Consider the following 18,243-nt stretch of genomic DNA (forward strand, 5'->3'; position numbering starts at 1 on the left):
ACCGCCGGGGAACAGGAGTTCGCCGCCTGGCGCGCGACTCAAGACCTCCAAGAAGAACAACAGCAGGTCCATCATGTTTGGCTTTCTCTTGCGGCGGCTTGCCGTGCTGATCCCGACCTTTGTCGGGGTTTCGATCATAGCCTTCGCCTTCATCCGGCTTCTTCCCGGCGATCCCGTCGCGCTCCTGTCCGGCGAGCGCGTCATGTCGCCTGAACGTCACGCCCAGATCAGCGCGCATCTCGGCCTCGACCGGCCGCTGGTCGTGCAGTATTTCGACTATCTCGGCGGCGTGCTGACCGGAGATTTCGGAACCTCGATCGTGTCCAAGTCGCCGATCCTCGACCAGTTCCTGGCGCTTTTCCCGGCGACGGTCGAACTGTCGCTCTGCGCCATCATCATCGCCATCGTTCTCGGCATTCCGGCCGGCGTGATTGCCGCCATCAAGCGTGGTTCCGTCTTCGACCAGTCGATGATGGGTATCGCGCTGGTCGGCTATTCGATGCCGATCTTCTGGTGGGGCCTGCTGCTGATCATCCTGTTTTCGGGCATCCTGCAGTGGACGCCGGTGTCGGGGCGCATCTCGCTGATGTTCTTCTTCCCGCCGGTCACGGGCTTCATGCTGATCGACTCGCTGCTGTCCGGCCAGAAGGGCGCCTTCATGTCGGCGCTCAGCCATCTGGCCCTGCCGTCGATCGTGCTCGCCACGATCCCGCTCGCCGTCATCGCGCGCCAGACGCGCTCGGCCATGCTGGAGGTGCTCTCCGAGGACTATATCCGCACCGCCCGGGCCAAGGGCCTGTCGCCGCTGCGCGTCGTCGGCCTGCACGCCCTGCGCAATGCGCTGATCCCGGTCATCACCACGATCGGTCTGCAGATCGGCGTCATGCTCGCAGGCGCGATCCTCACCGAGACCATCTTCTCCTGGCCGGGCATCGGCAAGTGGATGGTCGATTCCGTCTTCCGGCGCGACTATCCGGTAATCCAGGGCGGTCTTCTGCTGATCGCCGGCATCATCATGGTCGTCAATCTCGTCGTTGATCTGCTTTACGGCCTGATCAACCCGCGCATCCGCCACTAGAAGGAGCAAATCCCATGGCCGATACCGCCAACCAAACCGTTTCCACCGCGGCGCTGCGCCGCCAGATGCTGGCCGAATTCTGGTTCTACTTCTCCGAAAACCGTGGTGCGGTGATCGGGCTGTTCGTCTTCATCGCGCTCGTCATCGTTGCGGTCTTCGCCCCGTTCTTCGCGCCCCACTCGCCGTTCGAGCAGTATCGCGATGTCGTCCTGCTGCCGCCGGCCTGGCTGGAAGGCGGCACCTGGAGCTATCCGCTCGGCACCGACCCGGTCGGACGCGACATCCTTTCTCGCCTGATCTACGGTGCGCAGTATTCGCTGTTCATCGGCGTCTTCGTGACGACGCTGTCGCTGACTGGTGGCATCCTGGTCGGTCTCATCGCCGGCTATTACCGCGGCTGGGTCGACACGGTCATCATGCGCCTGATGGACATCATCCTGGCGTTTCCGTCTCTGCTTCTCGCCCTTGTTCTCGTCGCCATCCTCGGACCGAGCCTGACCAACGGCATGATCGCCATCGCACTCACGCTCCAGCCGCATTTTGTGCGCCTGACGCGTGCTGCCGTGATGGCGGAGAAGACCCGGGACTACGTCACGGCCGCCCGCCTTGCCGGCGCCGGCCCGCTGCGCCTGATGTTCCGCACCATCCTGCCGAACTGCATGGCGCCGCTGATCGTCCAGGCGACGCTCTCCTTCTCCAACGCGATCCTGGATGCGGCAGCGCTCGGCTTCCTCGGCATGGGCGCGCAGCCGCCGGCGCCCGAATGGGGCACAATGCTCGCCGAGGCGCGCGAATTCATCCTGCGCGCATGGTGGGTCGTCACCTTCCCGGGGCTTGCGATCCTGATCACCGTTCTTGCCATCAACCTGATGGGCGACGGCCTGCGCGACGCCCTCGATCCCAAGCTGAAGAGGTCCTGACATGGCGCTTCTCGAAATCGAAAACCTGACCGTCGAATTCGAGACGGCCACCGGCTGGTTCAAGGCCGTCGATGGTGTCTCGCTCTCGGTCGAGGGCGGCGAAGTGCTGGCGATCGTCGGCGAATCCGGCTCGGGCAAGTCTGTCGCCATGCTCGCCGTCATGGGGCTTCTGCCCTGGACGGCGAAGATCACCGCCGACAAAATGCTGTTCGAGGGCCGCGACATTCACGCGATCTCGCCCGCCGAACGGCGCAAGCTGATCGGCAAGGACATCGCGATGATCTTCCAGGAGCCGGTGGCGAGCCTCAATCCGTGCTTCACCGTCGGCTTCCAGATCGAGGAAGTGCTGCGCATCCACATGGGACTCGGCAAGGCGGCACGCCGCGCGCGCGCCATCGAGCTGTTCAAGCTGGTCGGTCTTCCCGATCCGGCCGAGCGGCTCGGACATTTCCCGCACCAGATGTCGGGTGGCCAGTGCCAGCGCGTGATGATCGCCATGGCGATCGCCTGCAATCCGAAGCTCCTCATCGCCGACGAGCCGACCACCGCGCTCGACGTGACGATCCAGAAGCAGATCCTCGACCTGCTGATGAAGCTGCAGGCCGATACCGGCATGGGTCTCATCATGATCACCCACGACATGGGCGTGGTTGCCGAGACGGCCGATCGCGTCGTCGTCCAGTACAAGGGCCGCAAGATGGAGGAGGCCGACGTGCTGTCGCTCTTCGAGGCGCCGAAGAGCGCCTATACGCGGGCGCTGCTGTCGGCTCTTCCGGAGAATGCCACCGGAGACCGCCTCACCACCGTTTCCGACTTCATGGCGGGCGCGGCCGCAGGAGAAAACGCATGACCGAGACCAGTTCTGCGAACACCACGCCGATGCTCGAGATCCGCAACATCAAGCGCGACTATCATGTGCCGACGGGCTTTCTGAAGCCGGAAAAGGTCGTGCATGCGGTGAAGGGCGTTTCCTTCAAGCTCGATGCCGGCAAGACGCTCGCCATCGTCGGCGAAAGCGGTTGCGGCAAGTCGACGCTCGCCCGCATCCTGACCTTCATCGACGAGCCGACCTCCGGCGAGCTGCTGATCGAGGGCAAGCCCGTCGATACGCGCCCGGGGCATCTCACGGCCGAGATGCGCCAGAAGGTGCAGATCGTCTTCCAGAACCCCTATGGTTCGCTGAACCCGCGTCAGAAGATCGGCGACGTTCTCGGCGAACCGCTGGCGATCAACACCTCGCTGTCGGCAGTCGAGCGGCGTGAGCTTGCCACCGAGATGCTGGTGAAGGTGGGTCTCGGTCCGGAGCACTACAATCGCTACCCGCACATGTTCTCGGGCGGTCAGCGCCAGCGTATCGCGATCGCCCGCGCGTTGATGCTGAAACCGAAACTGCTGGTCCTCGACGAGCCGGTGTCGGCGCTCGACCTTTCGGTCCAGGCCCAGGTACTCAACCTGCTCGCCGACCTGCAGGAGGAATTCGGGCTCACTTACGTCTTCATCAGCCACGACCTTTCGGTGGTACGCTATATCGCCGACGAGGTGATGGTGATGTATTATGGCGAGGCCGTGGAATACGGCAGTCGCGAGGCGGTGTTCACCGATCCGCAGCACGACTATACCAAGACGCTGTTTGCCGCGACGCCCCGGGCAGACGTGGAATCGATCCGCGCGCGTATGGCCAAGCGGGTTCGTCCCGTCGCAAGGGCAAGCTGAGGTCTTCACCGAAGGCTTGCTCACCGGACGCTTTGAGGCGGGCAGTGGATATTCCTGCCCGCCTTTGCTATTGGCGGGGCTTGAGACAGCAACCGGGTCGCGAAGAAGTCCATGACGCAGGCACTTGCCAGCAGAGCGAAAGACCAGAAGAACCAGCCGGTGCTGCGCATCGGCTTCATTCTGGCGCGCAGCTTCACGCTCAGCGCCTTCTCCCTGTTTGCCGACGCCCTGCGTCTCGGCAGCGACTTTGAGGACCGGTCCGGCCGCGTCAACTGCGACTGGGCGGTGCTCGGCAGCACGCGAAATTTCATCACATCGAGCTGCGGCATCCAGGTGGCGCCGACGGCGCCGCTCGGAAATCCGAAGCAGTTCAGCTATATCGCCGTGGTCGGCGGACGGCTCAACGTGGCGGAGCCGATCGACCGGGAGGCGATCGCCTTCCTGAACGAGGCGGCGGCGGCCGGCGTGCCGATCATCGGGGTTTGCACCGGCAGCTTCATTCTCGCCGAAACCGGCCTGCTCGACGGCCGCACGGCCTGTGTGAGCTGGCTGCACTATGTCGACTTCCGCTCGCGCTTTCCGTCGATCGATGCGACGTCGAAGCGTCTTTTTGTCGAGGATCATGGCCGCATCACCTGCGCAGGGGGATCGAGCGTCGCTGACCTTGCGACCTATCTCATCCGCCGCCATGTCGGCGAGGCGGCGGAACGCAATGCCCTGGAGATCATGCAGATCACCCGCCGGCGCGACGCCAGCGAGATGCAGACCCGCAATCCGCTCGGCTCGACGCCGGTGCGCGACAAGCGCACCAACATGGCGCTGATCATGATGGAGCAGCATATCGAGGATGTGGTCAGCATCGATGACGTCGCCGATGCGGTCGGCCTGTCGCGCCGCCAGCTCGAGCGGCTGTTCCGTACCGAATTCGGGGCGACCCCGGTCGCCATGTATATCCGGCTCCGGCTGGAGCATGCGCGCCGGCTGGTGGTCTTCACCGACAAGCCTCTGATCGACATCGCCCTGGAAACGGGCTTCGAGAACGTCTCCCATTTCATCCGCAAGTTCCGCAAGGAGTTTGCCATCACGCCGGTTGCCGCGCGACGGCGCCATGCGGCGGAAACTGCGACCTAGAAAAGCAAAAGGCCGGCGATGACGTCGGCCTTTGTTTCTTTATGCGGGTTTATTTCGGCTACGTTCAGCGGCGGACCTGGCGGAAGCCCTGGGGATCAATGCCCAAGGTGCGCAGGTCACGGTCACGCGGAGCACGGTGTGCTTCGACTGCGGCAGCAGCGGCCCCTGCCGCGCTGATGACGGCGAAAGCCCTGCCGAGGAAACCATTGCTGATGGAACCTGTAAGGACAGACATCTTCTTTGCCTTCTTCTCTCTTGTTGACAGAACAAAGATGGTCCTCCGGCACGAATTCTACAATGGCGTTTCCTTCATCTCAGCCATGCAAGAAAAGCGGGCCGGATCTCTTCGATCCGACCCGCCATTGACTTCCGTCATGTCCTGATTGTTTTCAGTCCTCGCTGGCTGCCAGATGCGAAAGCATCTCGCCCTTGCCGCGGGCGCGAAGCACCAGCGGGAGGATCAGCGCGACGGCTGCGAGGAGCAGCAGGCCGGCGGCAATCGGGGACGTGACCAGCACGGTCGCGTCGCCCTGGCTGATGGCAAGCGCACGTCGCAGCTGCTGCTCGGCGAGGGGCCCGAGGATCAGGCCGACGACCACCGGGGCGATCGGATAGCCGAAGACGCGCATGATGTAGCCCATCACGCCAAAGGCGAGCAGCATGCCGAGTTCGTAGACCGAGGGGTTGGCGCCGATGGTGCCGAGCGTCGCGAACAGCAGAATGCCGGCATAAAGCCAGGGTTTCGGGATGGTCAGCAGGCGGACCCAAAGACCGATCAGCGGCAGGTTCAGCACGAGCAGCATGAAGTTGGCGATCAGCAGGCTGGCGATCAGGCCCCAGACGAGTTGGGGATTGGTGGCGAACAGCAGCGGACCGGGCTGCAGGCCGTATTGCTGGAAGCCTGCGAGCATGATGGCCGCGGTCGCGGTCGTTGGCAGGCCGAGCGTCAGCAGCGGCACCAGCGTTCCGGCCGCGGATGCGTTGTTGGCCGCTTCCGGGCCAGCGACCCCTTCGATGGCGCCGTTGCCGAACTCTTCCGGATGGTTGGTCAGCCGCTTTTCGGTCGCATAGGACAGGAAGGTGCCGATTTCCGCGCCGCCGGCCGGCATGGCGCCGATCGGAAAGCCGATCGCGGTGCCGCGCAGCCAGGGTTTCCACGAGCGGGCCCAGTCGGCGGCCGTCATCCAAATCGAACCGCGTACGGCTTCGACCTTGTCCGGACCGCGATCGCCCTGTGCCGCGAGGAAGAGGGTTTCGCCGATCGCGAACATGGCGACGGCGAGCGTCGTGACCTCGATGCCGTCCAGCAGATCGGGCACGCCGAAGCTCATGCGGTTCTGGCCGGTCAGCTGGTCGATGCCGACGGTTGCGAGCGTCAGTCCGATGAAGAGCGAGGTGAGCCCGCGCAGGGTGCTGTCGCCGAAGGCCGAGGACACTGTGACGAAGGCGAGCACCATCAGGGCGAAGTATTCGCGCGGTCCGAAGACGAGGGCGAGCTTGACGATGAACGGCGCGATGAAGGCGAGCGCAATGGTGGCGATCAGGCCGGCGACGAAAGAGCCGATGGCAGCCGTGGCAAGGGCCGGGCCGCCGCGTCCGGCGCGGGCCATCTTGTTGCCCTCGAGGGCGGTGACGATCGACGAGCTTTCGCCCGGCGTGTTGAGCAGGATCGATGTGGTCGAGCCGCCATACATGCCGCCATAGTAGATGCCGGCGAACATGATGAGCGAACCGGCGGGATCGAGCTTGAAGGTGACGGGCAGGAGCAGGGCGACCGTCAGCGCCGGGCCGATGCCCGGCAGGACGCCGACGGCGGTGCCGAGTGTGACCCCGATCAGGGCGTATAGCAGGTTCGCCGGCTGGGCTGCGACAAGGATGCCCTGCAGCAGAAAGTCAAAGGTATCCATGCAAGGCTACTCCTCAGAGAAACAGATGCTCGAGCGGGCCGGCCGGAAGCGACAGCTGCAGCAGGAGCGCAAAGACCAGCCAGACGAACAGGCTGAGCACGATGCCTACGGGCAGCGTGATCCACAGCTGGCGTTTGCCGAAGGCATAGGCGGTCGCGGCGAAGAGCACGCCGGTGGCGATCGAAAAGCCGAGGGTCTTCAGAAACAGCATCTGACCGGCAAGTCCGCCGATGACCCAGAGTACCGGAGCGACTTCCTGATGTTCGCGCTCGGGGAAGTCACGTCGGAAGGCGGCGACGGCTGTCCAGATCGAGAGGCCGATCAAGCCGAAGGCGATCCACTTCGGAACCGTCGCCGGACCGACCGGCGAATAGCCGACGACCTCGCTGAGGCGGGCGACGTCCCAGAAGATCAGCGCTGCCAATCCGGCAAGGACCAGGGCGATGACAAGCGCCGCCCCGTCGGGGCGGCGTGTCTCGGTCGAGGAGCGTCCTGTCTCGCTCATTTCACCAGTCCGATGTCCTTGAGGACGGCTTCGGTGGCGGCGACATCCTTGTCGAGCTGGGCCTTGAAGGCGTCACCGGCGAGATAGGTGTCCTGCCAGCCCTTGGTCTTGAGGACTTCCTGCCAGCCGGCGGACTTGACCATCTTCTCGACGTCGGCCGAGACGGCGGCGGTCTGTTCGGCGGTCAGGCCCGGAGCGGCTGCAACCATGCGCCAGTTCTCGACGACCACGTCGAGGCCGCTTTCCTTGAGCGTCGGTGCATCGACGTTCGGCAGGCGCTCGGCGCTCGAAACGGCGAGCAGGCGCAGCGTGCCGGACTTCACCTGGGCCTCGAATTCACCGATGCCGGAGATGCCGGCGGTCACCTGGCTGCCGAGGATGGCGGCAAGCGCTTCACCGCCGCCGGAGAACGCGATGTAGTTGATTTTTGTCGGGTCGACACCGGCAGCCTTGGCGATCAGGCCTACGGCGATGTGGTCGGTGCCGCCGGCCGAGCCGCCGGCCCAGGAGACCGAGCCTGGATCCTTCTTGAGCGCCGCGACGAGGTCGGCCATCGACTGGATCGGCGACGCGGCCGGAACGACGATCGCCTCGTTTTCGCCGGTGAGCCGAGCGATCGGGGTGACGTCCTTCAGCGAAACCGGCGACTTGTTGGTGAGGATCGCGCCGACCATGACGTAGCCGCCGACGATCAGGGCGTTGGGGTTGCCCTTGGCCTGGTTGGCGAACTGGGCAAGGCCGATGGTGCCGCCGGCGCCGGGTACGTTCTGGACCTGTGCGGCCGGCGAAATGCCTTCCTGCTGCAGGACGGTCTGCATCGAACGGGCCGTCTGGTCCCAGCCGCCGCCAGGATTGGCGGGAGCCATGATGGTGTAGTCGGCGGCAAAGGACGGCAGCGCGATTGCGCCGGCCATGATGGTTGCCAGGATGAACTGTTTCAAGATGAACTCCTCCGTCAGGCGCCGCTCTTAGGCAGCGCATTTCTTGTTGAGCGGACGGGAGCGAGCATGCCGGCAGATGTCAGGTCATGTCCTGACGGACTGATGCCGGATCCTTGGTGGTCTCCTCCCGACCATGCCGGTCAAACGCCTCCACGCGTGACCGCAATCCGATAAGAACATAGCAAGCTGACATTTGCCTGACATCGAGCGGCGGGTTTCCGGGGCTCGAGGCCGGGGAGAAAAGCATACGCCGAACTACTGCAGCCGCAACACTTCGTTCCAGCGGCTGATCAGCCTGGCGCGCTTCACCTGGTCGAGATAGACCATCAGGCCCGGGCTGACGGGAACGGGGCGCAGCTGCTTGCCGAGCAGTTCCTGCATCGTGTTCGCCGTATTGTCGCCGGCGACGTCGGGGCTGACGGCGGCGATCTGCAGCTGCTTGGCCATGATGGTCTGGCCTTCGCGCGACATGAAGAATTCGAGATAGGCGCGGCCGAGATCCGGCGAGGCGGCGGCCTGCGGCACAAGGCCGATGCGCGACATGACGACGGTGTAGTCCTTCGGCAGCAGGATGCCGACATCCGGATTGCGCGAGGCCCAGTCGGCGGCATAGGAGCCGACGATGTTGTAGCCGAGCACGAAGCGCCCGTCGGCAATGCGTTCGAGAATCGCCGAGCTCGTTGAATAGAGCTTCACGCCGGCCGCTCCCATGGTCTGGATCACCGACCAGATGTCGCTGAACTGTTCCTGGTCGCGGGCCATGAAGAGGAAGCCGACGCCGGACCGTTCGATGTCGTAGGTGCCGATGCGGCCATAGACCTCGTTGCCCTTGCGCTTCAGGTAGTCGACGAATTCCGCCCGTGTCGCCGGCGGCTTCTCGTGGGCGAAGCTCGGCTTGTGGTAGACGAAGACGGCCGGCTCGAAGGTCAGCGCGTAGGCCGTGTTGCGCCAATTGGCCCAGGCGGGCCAGCGGGCGCTCATCGGCAGGTCGCTGCGCTGGGCATAGCCGTCGTTCGAGAGCTTTACCTGCAGGTCCATGGCCGAGGAAAAGGCGAAGTCTGCGGTCTTTTCCCCGCCGTCCGTCTCCTTGACGATGCGGTCGTAGATCTCGCCGGTCAGCATGTCCTCGTAGCGCACCGCGATATCCGGATGGGCCTTCTGGAAGGCGGCGATCATCGGCTCGGCGACCGGTTCGTCGAGCGAGGAATAGACCACGAGCGTGCGCGCATCGGCGCTTCCCGAAAGCGCCGGAAAAGTGGTCGCCCCGGCCAACGCCGGCAGCGGGTGACAGAGAGCGATGAGCAAGGGGAGAAGTTTCCGCATAAAAATATAATGCCGTGGGCGGCAAGCGTTCACAAGCTGCGGCGTGCTCGCTAGAGTGGCGCGCAAAGGGGAGAGACTTGCGGATACTTCTGGTCGAGGACAACGAGACGCTGGCGGACGGACTGGCCTCCATCCTGCGCGGCAGCGGTTATGCCGTCGACGTCGTCGGCGACGGCGCTTCGGCGGATGCCGTCACCAAGACCGAGAGCTTCGACCTCGTGATCCTCGATCTCAACTTGCCGGAAATGGGCGGGCTCGATGTGCTCAGATCCATGCGCGCGCGCCAGAACAAGGCAGCCGTGCTGATCCTCACCGCGCGCGGTACGACGGAGGAGCGGGTCAAGGGGCTCGACCTCGGGGCTGACGACTACCTGACCAAGCCTTTCGACGTCAGCGAGCTCGAGGCGCGTGTGCGCGTCCTTCTCAGGCGCCATGCGGGGCTCAGGTCCTCCTCGGTGCAATACGGCAATGTGTCGCTCGACCTCAATTCGCGCAGCTTCTCGTCGGAGGGCGTGCTGATCGACCTGCCGGCCCGCGAACTCGGAATTCTCGAGGTTCTCTTCATGCGGGCGGGCAAGGTGGTGCCGAAGGAGGCCATCATCCAGTCGCTCGCCGGTTTCGACGACGATCTTAGCGCCAATGCGATCGAGCAGTATGTCAGCCGGCTGCGCAAGCGCCTCGGACCCTATGGGCTTACCGTCCGGACCGCCCGGGGCATCGGCTACTATCTCGACAAGGCGGCGGAGCCGGCATGACGGCGGCTGTCTATTCGCTGCGGCGACGCCTTCTGGGTTGGTTGTTGCTGGCCACTGCGGTCTTGGGCATCGTCGCGCTGATCGACACCTATCGCGAGGCGGTTCGCACTTCGGATGCCGTTTCCGACCGCGTGCTTGCCGGTTCGGCCATGGCGATCGCTGAACGGGTCATCGTCTCGGAAGACGGAACGCTCGAGGTCGACATTCCCTATGTCGCGCTCGAGATGCTGACGTCGGCGGCCCAGGACCGGGTCTTCTACCGTGTCGACGGTCCGCCGGGGCAGTTCATCACCGGCTACCAGAACCTGCCGACCTTCGCCGACCTTGGGGGGCAATCGTCCTTCTACACCAATGCGATCTTCCGCGGAGAACCGATCCGGGTGGCCGTGTTGCAACGCTCGGCGTCGACCGGGATCGATTCCGTGCCGTTCTCGGTGACGGTTGCCGAAACCACGATCGCCCGCCGCCAGCTGGCGCGCGCAATCCTCCTGCGTTCGGCGGCACGTCTGGCGCTGATGATCGGCGGCGCCGGCGCGATCGTCTGGATCGCCGTCACCTATTCGCTGCGTCCGCTCTACCGCCTCGGCGAGGCGATCGCTGAGCGCAATCCTGACGACCTGCATCCGATCGAGCAATCGGTGCCGACGGAGGTCCAGGGATTGGTGGACACGGTCAATTCCTTCATGAGCCGTCTCGGTTCGGCGCTCGATGCGTTGAGGAACTTCACCGGCAATGCGAGCCACCAGCTCAGAACGCCGCTTGCCATCATCCGCACGCAGCTCGCGCTGTCTTCGCGCGCGACGACGCTGGAGGAGGCGCGGGAGGCGGCACAGAAGGGCGATCGTGCGGTCGCCCATGCCGAGCATGTGCTGGGGCAGCTGCTGCTGATGGCGAAGATCGAGGCGGCGGGGTCCGACCTCAGCGGACCGCCCGGCGAGATCGACCTCGTGCAACTCGCGCAGGACGTGACCGCCGACAATGTGCCGAAGGCGACGCAGGCCGGTATCGATCTCGGCTTCGAGGGAACGGGCACCGCCGCTATCCTGGCCGAGCCGCTGCTGATGGGCGAATTGCTCGGCAACCTGATCTCCAACGCTGTCGCCTATGCCGGCCCGGGCGCGGAGGTGACCGTCAGGGTGCTCGACATCGACGGGAGCGTGAGGCTGGAGGTTGAGGACGACGGGCCGGGGATCGCGCCTGAGAAGATGGCCGCGGTCCGCCAGCGCTTTTCACGCGGCGACACCGGTGAGGGCGCCGGTCTCGGCCTGCCGATCGTCGAGGAGATTGCCCATCTGTTCGGCGGCAGGCTCGACCTTGCGGCAGGCGCCGCCGGACGTGGCCTCAAGGCGATGGTGACCTTTCCGCCCACCAGAAACGCCGGCTGATCCTCTTTCCGCACCTATCTGAGGAAGGCGCGGAAGCGTCCGAGGGAGAAGAGGAAAAGTGCTGTGCCGATGGCGGCGAGCCACAGGAAATCCGGCCAGACGACATCCATGCCGGCGCCGCGGAAGAGGATTGCCTGCGCCATCGCGATGAAATGCGTGTTCGGCGCGAAGTTCATGATCAGCTGGATGATCTCCGGCATGCTCTCGCGCGGCGTGAGCCCGCCCGACAGCACCTGGAGCGGCAGGAGGATCAGCATCAGCAGCAGGCCGAACTGCGGCATCGAGCCGGCAATCGTCGCCAGGAAGATGCCGAGCGAGGTCGTGGCGAAGAGCTGAAGCGCAGTGCCGGCGATGAAGAGCGGCACAGAACCCTGCAGCGGCACCTCGAGGATCCAGTGGGCGACAACCACCAGCGAAAAGACCGAGGCGATCAGCACCACCAGGCTCATGGCAAGCACCTTGCTGACCATGATCTCGAAGGCGGTCACCGGCATCACCAGCAGATGCTCGATCGTGCCGTGCTCGCGCTCGCGGATGAGTGCGGCGCCGGTTAGGATGATCGACAGCATCGTGATGTTCATGATGATGTTGTTGATCGCCCCGAACCAGGTGTTGTCGAGCTGCGGGTTGAAGCGGGCGCGCATCGTCAGGTCGACCGGCAGGCTCGTCGTGCTGCGATAGCGATTGACGAACTCGTTCACCTCGCTGGTGAGGATGCTCTGGATGTAGCCTGAGCCGCTAAAGGCCTGGGTCATGCGCGTCGCGTCGACATTGAGCTGCACGGTCGGCACGCGTCCGGCGAGGACGTCCTGCTGGAAGTTCGTGGGAATGTCTATCGCGAAGGTGGAGAGGCCGGCGTCCATCCGCTTGTCCATCTCGCCCGGCGTGATGATCTCCGGCTTGGTGAAATAGGGGGGATAGAACGCATCCTCGATGCGCATCGACAGCTGCGAGCGGTCCTCGTCGACGATGGCGATCGCCGCCATGTTGAGTGTCTCGGGCAAGGCCCGGGCCTCGGTGTAGATCGACAGCGAGAAGGAATAGAGGATGAAGACGAACAGCATGCGGTCCTGCAGGAGGCCGCGCAGTTCCTTCACGATGAGATGACCGATGTGGCGAAAGCGCATGATCCTACCTCGCCTGCTTTTTCAAGAGAACGGCGGTCAAGCCGACCAGGATCGGGATGGCGACCAGCAGGTTGACGAGTTGCTGGCCGAGATCCGCGAAGCCGAGCGCCTTCGAGAAGGTGCCGCGGGCGACCGTCACGAAGTGGCTGGTCGGGTAATATTGGCCGATGATGGCGCCGGCGCCCTTCAGTGATGAGACCGGGTCGATGATGCCGGCATACTGGACGGCCGGAATGAGGGTCAGCAGCGCAGTGCCGAAGAGTGCGGCGATCTGGCTCGACACGAAGGTCGAGACCAGCATGCCGAGCGCCGTGGTGGAAATCACGTAGAGCAGCGCGGCCAGTGCGAAGGCCGGGAAGCTGCCGGTGAAGGGCACCCTGAAGACGACGATCGCGAAAGCCGTCAGGAGCAGGAAGTTCATCATCGCGAGAAGGACATAAGGCAGCTGCTTGCCGATGATGAATTCGAGGCGGGTGGTCGGCGTCACGTAGAAATTAATGATCGAGCCGAGTTCCTTTTCACGCACGACGCTCAGCGCACCGAGAATGGCGGGGATGAGCAGCAGCAGAAGGGGAATGACCGCCGGAACCATGGCGACCAGGCTCTTGACGTCCGGATTGTAGCGATAGCGCGTCTCCAGGGTGAAATTGCCCTTGGTCGCCTGTTCGCCATAGGTTTCGCGGATCTTTTCGGTGATCCAATGGGCGTGCATGCCCTGGACGTAGCCGCTCACCGTCTCGGCACGCGTCGGCATGGCACCGTCGATCCACGCGCCGACCGCGACCGTGTCGCCGCGCAGCGCGTCCCGGCCGAAGTTCGGCGGGATCTCGATCGCGAGGCTCAGTTCGCCGCTTCGCATGCGCCGGTCGAGATCGGCATAGTCCGTGATCGGCGGCCTTTCGGTGAAATAACGGGATCCGGCGAGCTGCGCGACATAGTCGTCACTGATCGTCGTCTGGTCATAATCGAGAACGGCAAAGGTTAGTTTCTCGACGTCGAGGTTGATGCCGTAGCCGATCACGAACATCAGGATGACGCTGCCGAGGGTGGCGAGTGTGCCGCGGATCGGGTCGCGCTGCAGTTCGAGCGCTTCGCGGCGGGAGTAACTCAACATCCGCCGGAGGTCGAAGAACCGGCCGAAGAGCGAACGGCGGGGGGCGGGGGCAGGGGCATGCACGAGCTCCGCCGGCGCCGCCACCGGAGTCTCCGCGGACGCGGTGACACTCTCACCGGCGGACTTGTCGTCGATCGCGTCCTGGAGATAGGCGATGAAGGCCTCTTCGAGCGACTTCGCATTACGCTTTCCGACGATGTTGGCGGGTGTGTCGCTGACCAGAACGGTGCCGGCATGCATCAGCGATATGCGATCGCAACGCTCGGCCTCGTTCATGAAGTGGGTCGAGACGAAGATCGTCACGCCGTCCTTGCGCGAGAGTTCGCCGAGGGTCTGCCAGAAGTCGTCGCGGGCGATCGGGTCGACGCCGGAGGTCGGTTCGTCGAGGATCAGGATCTCCGGCGCATGGACCATGGCGACGGCGAGCGAAAGGCGCTGGCGGATGCCGAGCGGAAGAGCCTCGGGCAGGGCGTCCATCACGTCCAGAAGGTCGAAGCGTTCGGCCATTTCCCCTATGCGGGCCTCGATCCTGTCGCCGGGCAGGTCAAAGAGCCGGGCGTGGAGGTCGAGGTTCTGGCGGACGGTGAGTTCGCCGTAGAGCGAGAAGGCCTGGCTCATGTAGCCGATGCGCCGCCGCACGGCGAGGTCGGAACCGTCGACCTCGCGCCCGAACAGCTTGGCCGTGCCTTCGCTTGCCGTCAGCAGACCGGTCAGCATCTTCATCGTCGTGGTCTTGCCGCAGCCGTTCGAACCGAGAAATCCGAAGATCTCGCCACGCTCGATGCGAAAGCTAACGTCATTGACGGCGGTGAAGTCGCCGAAGCGCATCGACAGGTGATCGGCCTCGATGGCAATCTCGCCGTCAAGCGCCGGATCGCGCGGGGGAATGGAAAGCTCGCCGTGGCCGCTGCGCTTTTCTTCCGGCAGGAGCGCAATGAAGGCCTTGTCGAGGTTTGGCGCGCCGGTGCGATCCAGAAGGTCCTGAGGTGTTCCGGTGGCCAATACCTTGCCGTCGTCCATCGCGACCAGCCAGTCGAAACGGGCCGCCTCTTCCATATAGGCGGTCGCCACCACCACGGTCATGCCGGGGCGCCCCTTGCGGATGCGGTCGATCAGCTCCCAGAACTGGCGGCGCGACAGCGGATCGACGCCGGTCGTCGGCTCGTCGAGGATCAGCAGGTCCGGATCGTGGATCAGGGCGCAGCAGAGGCCGAGCTTCTGCTTCATGCCGCCGGAGAGCTTTCCGGCCGGCCGGTCGGTGAAGGGCGCAAGGCCGGTGCTGTCGAGCAGGTCGGTGATGCGGCGCTTGCGTTCGCGGGCGTTGTGCCCGAACAGCCGGCCAAAGAAGTCGACATTCTCGAACACCGAGAGCGTCGGATAGAGGTTCTTGCCGAGGCCCTGGGGCATGTAGGCGATGCGCGGGCAGGTGCGCGCGCGATGCCCGCCATCGGACATGTCGCCACCGAGAACACGAACGGTTCCCTGCTGGACGGCACGGGCACCGGCGACCAGCGACAGCAGGCTTGACTTGCCGACGCCGTCCGGACCGAGGAGCCCGATCAGGCGTCCGCCCGGCAGGTCCAGCGTGATGTCCCTCAAGGCGCGCGTGCTGCCATAGGACAGCGAGACACCGTCGAGCGCCACCACGGCCTCGTCCGCCGGAGAGCCCGGCGGGAGCGGCAATTGGGGTGCGGTCGTCATTCGACGAGCGTACCGGTGAGGGCTGCCGGCCATTCCGCCTTGGGATCGACGCGGACATAGGCGACGCCCGGAAGCCCGGTCTTCACGAGCTGGATGTACTTCTGCAGGAGTTCGGGGCTGATCTTCGCCTTGACGCGGAACATCAGCTTTTCGCGCTCGATGGCGGTTTCGACCGATTTCGGGGTGAACTGGGCGACATTGGCGACATAGGAGACGGTCGCCGGGATCAGGCGTGTCGGAAGCGCATCGAGCTTCAGGCGCACCTCGGCACCGATGGCCAGCCGCCCGGCCTGGTCGGTCGGCAGGAAGAAGTTCATGTAGACATCGCCGAGGTCGACCAGGTTGACCACCTTGCCGCCGCCGGCAAGCACTTCGCCGGGCTGTGCGACGCGGAACTGGACCCTGCCGTCGCGCGGGGCGGTCAGCGTGCTGTCGTCGAGCTGGGTCTGGATGCTCTCGATCGCGGCCTTGGCCACGTCGCCGGCGGCTTCGGCGTCGATGACCTGCGCATTGGCGGCGCTGATGCCGGCATCGGCGGACGCCGACTGGGCTTCGGCCGCGGCAACGGCGGCGCGTGCGCCTTCGGCCGCCGACCGGGCGTCTTCGAGCTGTTGCTGCGATATGGTGCTGCTGCCGGCCAGCTGCTCGGCGCGGACACGCTGGCGTTCCGCGCTGTCGGCCTGGATCTTGCGCTGGGCGAGGGCCGCTTCGGCGGCCCGCTTTTCCGCATTGCGCTGCGCGACCAGCGCTTTCGCGGTTTCCATGCCGATGTCGGCGCGCCGGGCTTCGGCCTGCGCCTGCCTGAGCTGGGTTTCCAGCTGGCGGACATCCATCTGGGCGATCTTGTCGCCGCGCTTCACGAAATCGCCTTCGTCGACGAAGATCTCGCTGACCCTGCCGGCCAGCTTGGTGGCGACATCGACCTCGACGGCCTCGATGCGGCCGTTGCCGCTGGCGATCCCGTCGGCGAGTTCGGAAGCCTCGAGCGACTGCCAGACATAGTAACCGCCGCCGGCCGCGAGCGCCAAGGCAAGCGCGACCAGGATCCCGTTTCGACGTGCTGAAGCCACAGCCTGATACTCCTGTCATCGGGACGACAACCGGGTGGGCCGGAGGGGTCCGCATCATTTCTAATCAATTGATTAAAACAACATGCTGTTAGCATGTGCAATAGTCGGCCTGTTACAGTTCTGCGAAATTCAAGCGGTTGAAAATGACATAGGTCAAGTCGCCGACGAGGTTTGCGGCGGCTTCGGCCAGGCGCACACGCCGCCGGTCCAGGCCTCGAACAGCCGGCTGAGCTTCAGCACCCGCAGATCGTCGAAGCGGGGGCCGACGATCTGCAGGCCGATCGGCATTCCGTCTTTCGAGAAACCGCAGTTGATCGATGCCGCCGGCTGCTCGGACATGTTCCACGGCACGGTGAAGGCGATATGTTCGAAAGGTCGTTCGGGGTCGTTGGTCGGCGAAGCCCACTCCGCCGGGTAGGACACGATGGGGTTGGTCGGGGAGAGCACCGCATCGACGGTGGAAAACAGTCGGCCGCAGGCCCTGCGCATTTCGATCGTCTGTCCGAAACCCTGGACGGCCTCGACGCCGCTGACGTCGGCACCTTTCTCCGCCCAATGGTAGATGTATGGCAGGATCAGCGCGCGGCGCTCTTCGGGGAGGTTGCGGATATCGCCCCAGAACTTGGCACGCCAGAAGCTGTCGAGACCGTCGAGCATCACGCGCGAAAGCACCGGCCCGACGTCGACGACCGTGGCGCCGGCGTCCTCGAACATCCGGGCCGCCTTCAGCACTGCGTCACGGATTTCGTCTTCGACCGGCAGGCCGCAACCGGCATCGAGCATGACGCCGATCTTCATGCCGCGCAGGTCGATCTCGCGGTCCAGCCAGTCGAAGTCATTGGGCGGCAGGCTGGTTCCATCGCGCCAGTCGGGTCGCGACAGCGTCGCCATGGCGATAGCCGCGTCATCGACGCAGCGGGTCATCGGCCCCGCGCAACGCCCGACATAGAAGGGGTCGACCGGGATGCGGCCGTTGCTCGGTTTGAAGCCGAACAGGCCGGTCCAGCCGGCGGGCAGGCGCACCGAGCCGCCGATGTCGGTGCCGATATGCAGGGGGCCGTAGCCGGCAGCGGCAGCTGCCGCCGCCCCGGCGCTCGACCCGCCGGGGTTCTTCGTCAGGTTCCAGGGATTGCGGCTTAAGGGGTGGAAGCTGGACAGGCCGGACGACAGCATGCCGTAGTCCGGGCAGGTCGTCTTGGCGAAGATCACGGCGCCGTCCTCGCGCAAGCGCGCCGCCGCCGGCGCGTCGGCCTCCGCCGGCACGAGATCGACCGCTGCAGTGCCGAGCGGTACGGGATGGCCCTTGGTGGCGATCAGTTCCTTGAGCGAGACCGGAATGCCGTCGAGCACGCCCTGCGGCGCATCTCTCAGCCAGCGCTCGGTGGAAGCCCTGGCCTGCTCGCGGGCAGTCTCGGGATCGTAGGCGTAGAGGGCGCAGACATGGGGCTCGAAGGCCTCGATGCGGGCCTCTACCGCGAGCCAATACTCGTAAGGCGTGAGCGTCTTGGCCCGGAAGTTGGCAAGAATATCCCTGATCGTCAGGTTCAGCACATCGCTCATGTCTCTATCCGCT

At 64.9% G+C, this 18,243-nt stretch carries 16 protein-coding genes; 7 read left to right on the forward strand and 9 right to left on the reverse strand.

What is annotated here, in order from left to right:
• Window positions 1–73: 73 nt before the first annotated feature.
• From HHL25_RS19990 to HHL25_RS20010, 5 genes are all read left to right on the forward strand, one after another.
• Complete coding sequence (locus HHL25_RS19990; RefSeq protein ID WP_169594961.1) at window positions 74–1,078, forward strand: ABC transporter permease subunit; 1,005 nt, start codon at window positions 74–76, stop codon at window positions 1,076–1,078.
• A 14-nt stretch (window positions 1,079–1,092) separates the two neighbouring features.
• Window positions 1,093–1,998: an ABC transporter permease subunit gene (locus HHL25_RS19995; RefSeq protein ID WP_169594963.1), complete on the forward strand. Its 906-nt coding sequence runs from the start codon at window positions 1,093–1,095 to the stop codon at window positions 1,996–1,998.
• 1 nt (window position 1,999) lies between these two features.
• A complete protein-coding gene (locus tag HHL25_RS20000) occupies window positions 2,000–2,848 on the forward strand; it encodes an ABC transporter ATP-binding protein (protein WP_169594965.1) in 849 nt (282 codons plus the stop codon).
• Window positions 2,845–3,711, forward strand: coding sequence for a dipeptide ABC transporter ATP-binding protein (locus HHL25_RS20005; protein WP_169594967.1), 867 nt, complete (start codon window positions 2,845–2,847; stop codon window positions 3,709–3,711). Before HHL25_RS20000 ends, HHL25_RS20005 begins: the two co-directional genes overlap by 4 nt.
• A gap of 111 nt (window positions 3,712–3,822) precedes the next feature.
• On the forward strand, window positions 3,823–4,842 hold the full coding sequence (locus HHL25_RS20010; protein WP_169594968.1) for a GlxA family transcriptional regulator: 1,020 nt from the start codon (window positions 3,823–3,825) through the stop codon (window positions 4,840–4,842).
• Between the two features lie 64 nt (window positions 4,843–4,906).
• Here HHL25_RS20010 and HHL25_RS20015 read toward each other — a convergent pair whose 3' ends face one another.
• The 5 genes from HHL25_RS20015 to HHL25_RS20035 all read right to left on the reverse strand — a co-directional run bounded on the left by HHL25_RS20015 (window position 4,907) and on the right by HHL25_RS20035 (window position 9,518).
• A complete protein-coding gene (locus HHL25_RS20015; RefSeq protein ID WP_169594971.1) occupies window positions 4,907–5,077 on the reverse strand; it encodes a hypothetical protein in 171 nt (56 codons plus the stop codon).
• A 154-nt stretch (window positions 5,078–5,231) separates the two neighbouring features.
• Window positions 5,232–6,749, reverse strand: coding sequence for a tripartite tricarboxylate transporter permease (locus HHL25_RS20020; RefSeq protein WP_169594974.1), 1,518 nt, complete (start codon window positions 6,747–6,749; stop codon window positions 5,232–5,234).
• Between the two features lie 13 nt (window positions 6,750–6,762).
• A complete protein-coding gene (locus HHL25_RS20025; RefSeq protein WP_169594976.1) occupies window positions 6,763–7,254 on the reverse strand; it encodes a tripartite tricarboxylate transporter TctB family protein in 492 nt (163 codons plus the stop codon).
• On the reverse strand, window positions 7,251–8,195 hold the full coding sequence (locus HHL25_RS20030; protein ID WP_169594979.1) for a Bug family tripartite tricarboxylate transporter substrate binding protein: 945 nt from the start codon (window positions 8,193–8,195) through the stop codon (window positions 7,251–7,253). Before HHL25_RS20030 ends, HHL25_RS20025 begins: the two co-directional genes overlap by 4 nt.
• Before the next feature lie 255 nt (window positions 8,196–8,450).
• Window positions 8,451–9,518, reverse strand: coding sequence for an ABC transporter substrate-binding protein (locus tag HHL25_RS20035; RefSeq protein ID WP_169594981.1), 1,068 nt, complete (start codon window positions 9,516–9,518; stop codon window positions 8,451–8,453).
• A gap of 77 nt (window positions 9,519–9,595) precedes the next feature.
• Here HHL25_RS20035 and HHL25_RS20040 point away from each other — a divergent pair, with 77 nt between their 5' ends.
• Together HHL25_RS20040 and HHL25_RS20045 are read left to right on the forward strand one after the other, a co-directional pair.
• Entirely contained in the window at window positions 9,596–10,273 is a 678-nt protein-coding gene (locus HHL25_RS20040) for a response regulator (protein ID WP_169594984.1), read from the forward strand.
• Window positions 10,270–11,658, forward strand: a complete 1,389-nt coding sequence (locus HHL25_RS20045; RefSeq protein ID WP_169594986.1) for a sensor histidine kinase — start codon at window positions 10,270–10,272, stop codon at window positions 11,656–11,658. The genes HHL25_RS20040 and HHL25_RS20045 overlap by 4 nt, the downstream gene beginning before the upstream one ends.
• A gap of 14 nt (window positions 11,659–11,672) precedes the next feature.
• On the opposite strand, the gene HHL25_RS20050 is transcribed toward HHL25_RS20045, so the two are convergent.
• The 4 genes from HHL25_RS20050 to HHL25_RS20065 all read right to left on the reverse strand — a co-directional run bounded on the left by HHL25_RS20050 (window position 11,673) and on the right by HHL25_RS20065 (window position 18,230).
• Window positions 11,673–12,785 carry an ABC transporter permease gene (locus HHL25_RS20050; RefSeq protein ID WP_169594988.1) on the reverse strand — a complete coding sequence of 371 codons (1,113 nt, stop codon included), beginning with the start codon at window positions 12,783–12,785 and terminating at the stop codon, window positions 11,673–11,675.
• 4 nt (window positions 12,786–12,789) lie between these two features.
• Window positions 12,790–15,600 (reverse strand): ribosome-associated ATPase/putative transporter RbbA, encoded by a 2,811-nt coding sequence (gene rbbA / locus HHL25_RS20055; protein WP_169594990.1) that lies wholly within the window; start codon window positions 15,598–15,600, stop codon window positions 12,790–12,792.
• Window positions 15,597–16,670, reverse strand: coding sequence for an HlyD family secretion protein (locus HHL25_RS20060; protein ID WP_169594992.1), 1,074 nt, complete (start codon window positions 16,668–16,670; stop codon window positions 15,597–15,599). Before HHL25_RS20060 ends, rbbA begins: the two co-directional genes overlap by 4 nt.
• 153 nt (window positions 16,671–16,823) lie before the next feature.
• A complete protein-coding gene (locus HHL25_RS20065; RefSeq protein WP_169594994.1) occupies window positions 16,824–18,230 on the reverse strand; it encodes an amidase in 1,407 nt (468 codons plus the stop codon).
• Between the last annotated feature and the right edge of the window lie 13 nt (window positions 18,231–18,243).

Source organism: Rhizobium terricola, from assembly GCF_012927355.1.
GTDB classification, from domain to species: Bacteria; Pseudomonadota; Alphaproteobacteria; order Rhizobiales; family Rhizobiaceae; genus Allorhizobium; species Allorhizobium terricola.

Bases quoted from the DNA above. Each gene is read 5' to 3' on its own strand.
- rbbA (WP_169594990.1), bottom strand. From the start codon at position 15,600: ATGACGACCGCACCCCAATTGCCGCTCCCGCCGGGCTCTCCGGCGGAC.
- HHL25_RS19995 (WP_169594963.1), top strand. From the start codon at position 1,093: ATGGCCGATACCGCCAACCAAACCGTTTCCACCGCGGCGCTGCGCCGC.
- HHL25_RS20020 (WP_169594974.1), bottom strand. From the start codon at position 6,749: ATGGATACCTTTGACTTTCTGCTGCAGGGCATCCTTGTCGCAGCCCAG.
- HHL25_RS20065 (WP_169594994.1), bottom strand. From the start codon at position 18,230: ATGAGCGATGTGCTGAACCTGACGATCAGGGATATTCTTGCCAACTTC.
- HHL25_RS20045 (WP_169594986.1), top strand. From the start codon at position 10,270: ATGACGGCGGCTGTCTATTCGCTGCGGCGACGCCTTCTGGGTTGGTTG.
- HHL25_RS20050 (WP_169594988.1), bottom strand. From the start codon at position 12,785: ATGCGCTTTCGCCACATCGGTCATCTCATCGTGAAGGAACTGCGCGGC.
- HHL25_RS20025 (WP_169594976.1), bottom strand. From the start codon at position 7,254: ATGAGCGAGACAGGACGCTCCTCGACCGAGACACGCCGCCCCGACGGG.
- HHL25_RS20015 (WP_169594971.1), bottom strand. From the start codon at position 5,077: ATGTCTGTCCTTACAGGTTCCATCAGCAATGGTTTCCTCGGCAGGGCT.
- HHL25_RS20035 (WP_169594981.1), bottom strand. From the start codon at position 9,518: ATGCGGAAACTTCTCCCCTTGCTCATCGCTCTCTGTCACCCGCTGCCG.
- HHL25_RS20000 (WP_169594965.1), top strand. From the start codon at position 2,000: ATGGCGCTTCTCGAAATCGAAAACCTGACCGTCGAATTCGAGACGGCC.
- HHL25_RS20005 (WP_169594967.1), top strand. From the start codon at position 2,845: ATGACCGAGACCAGTTCTGCGAACACCACGCCGATGCTCGAGATCCGC.
- HHL25_RS20010 (WP_169594968.1), top strand. From the start codon at position 3,823: ATGACGCAGGCACTTGCCAGCAGAGCGAAAGACCAGAAGAACCAGCCG.
- HHL25_RS19990 (WP_169594961.1), top strand. From the start codon at position 74: ATGTTTGGCTTTCTCTTGCGGCGGCTTGCCGTGCTGATCCCGACCTTT.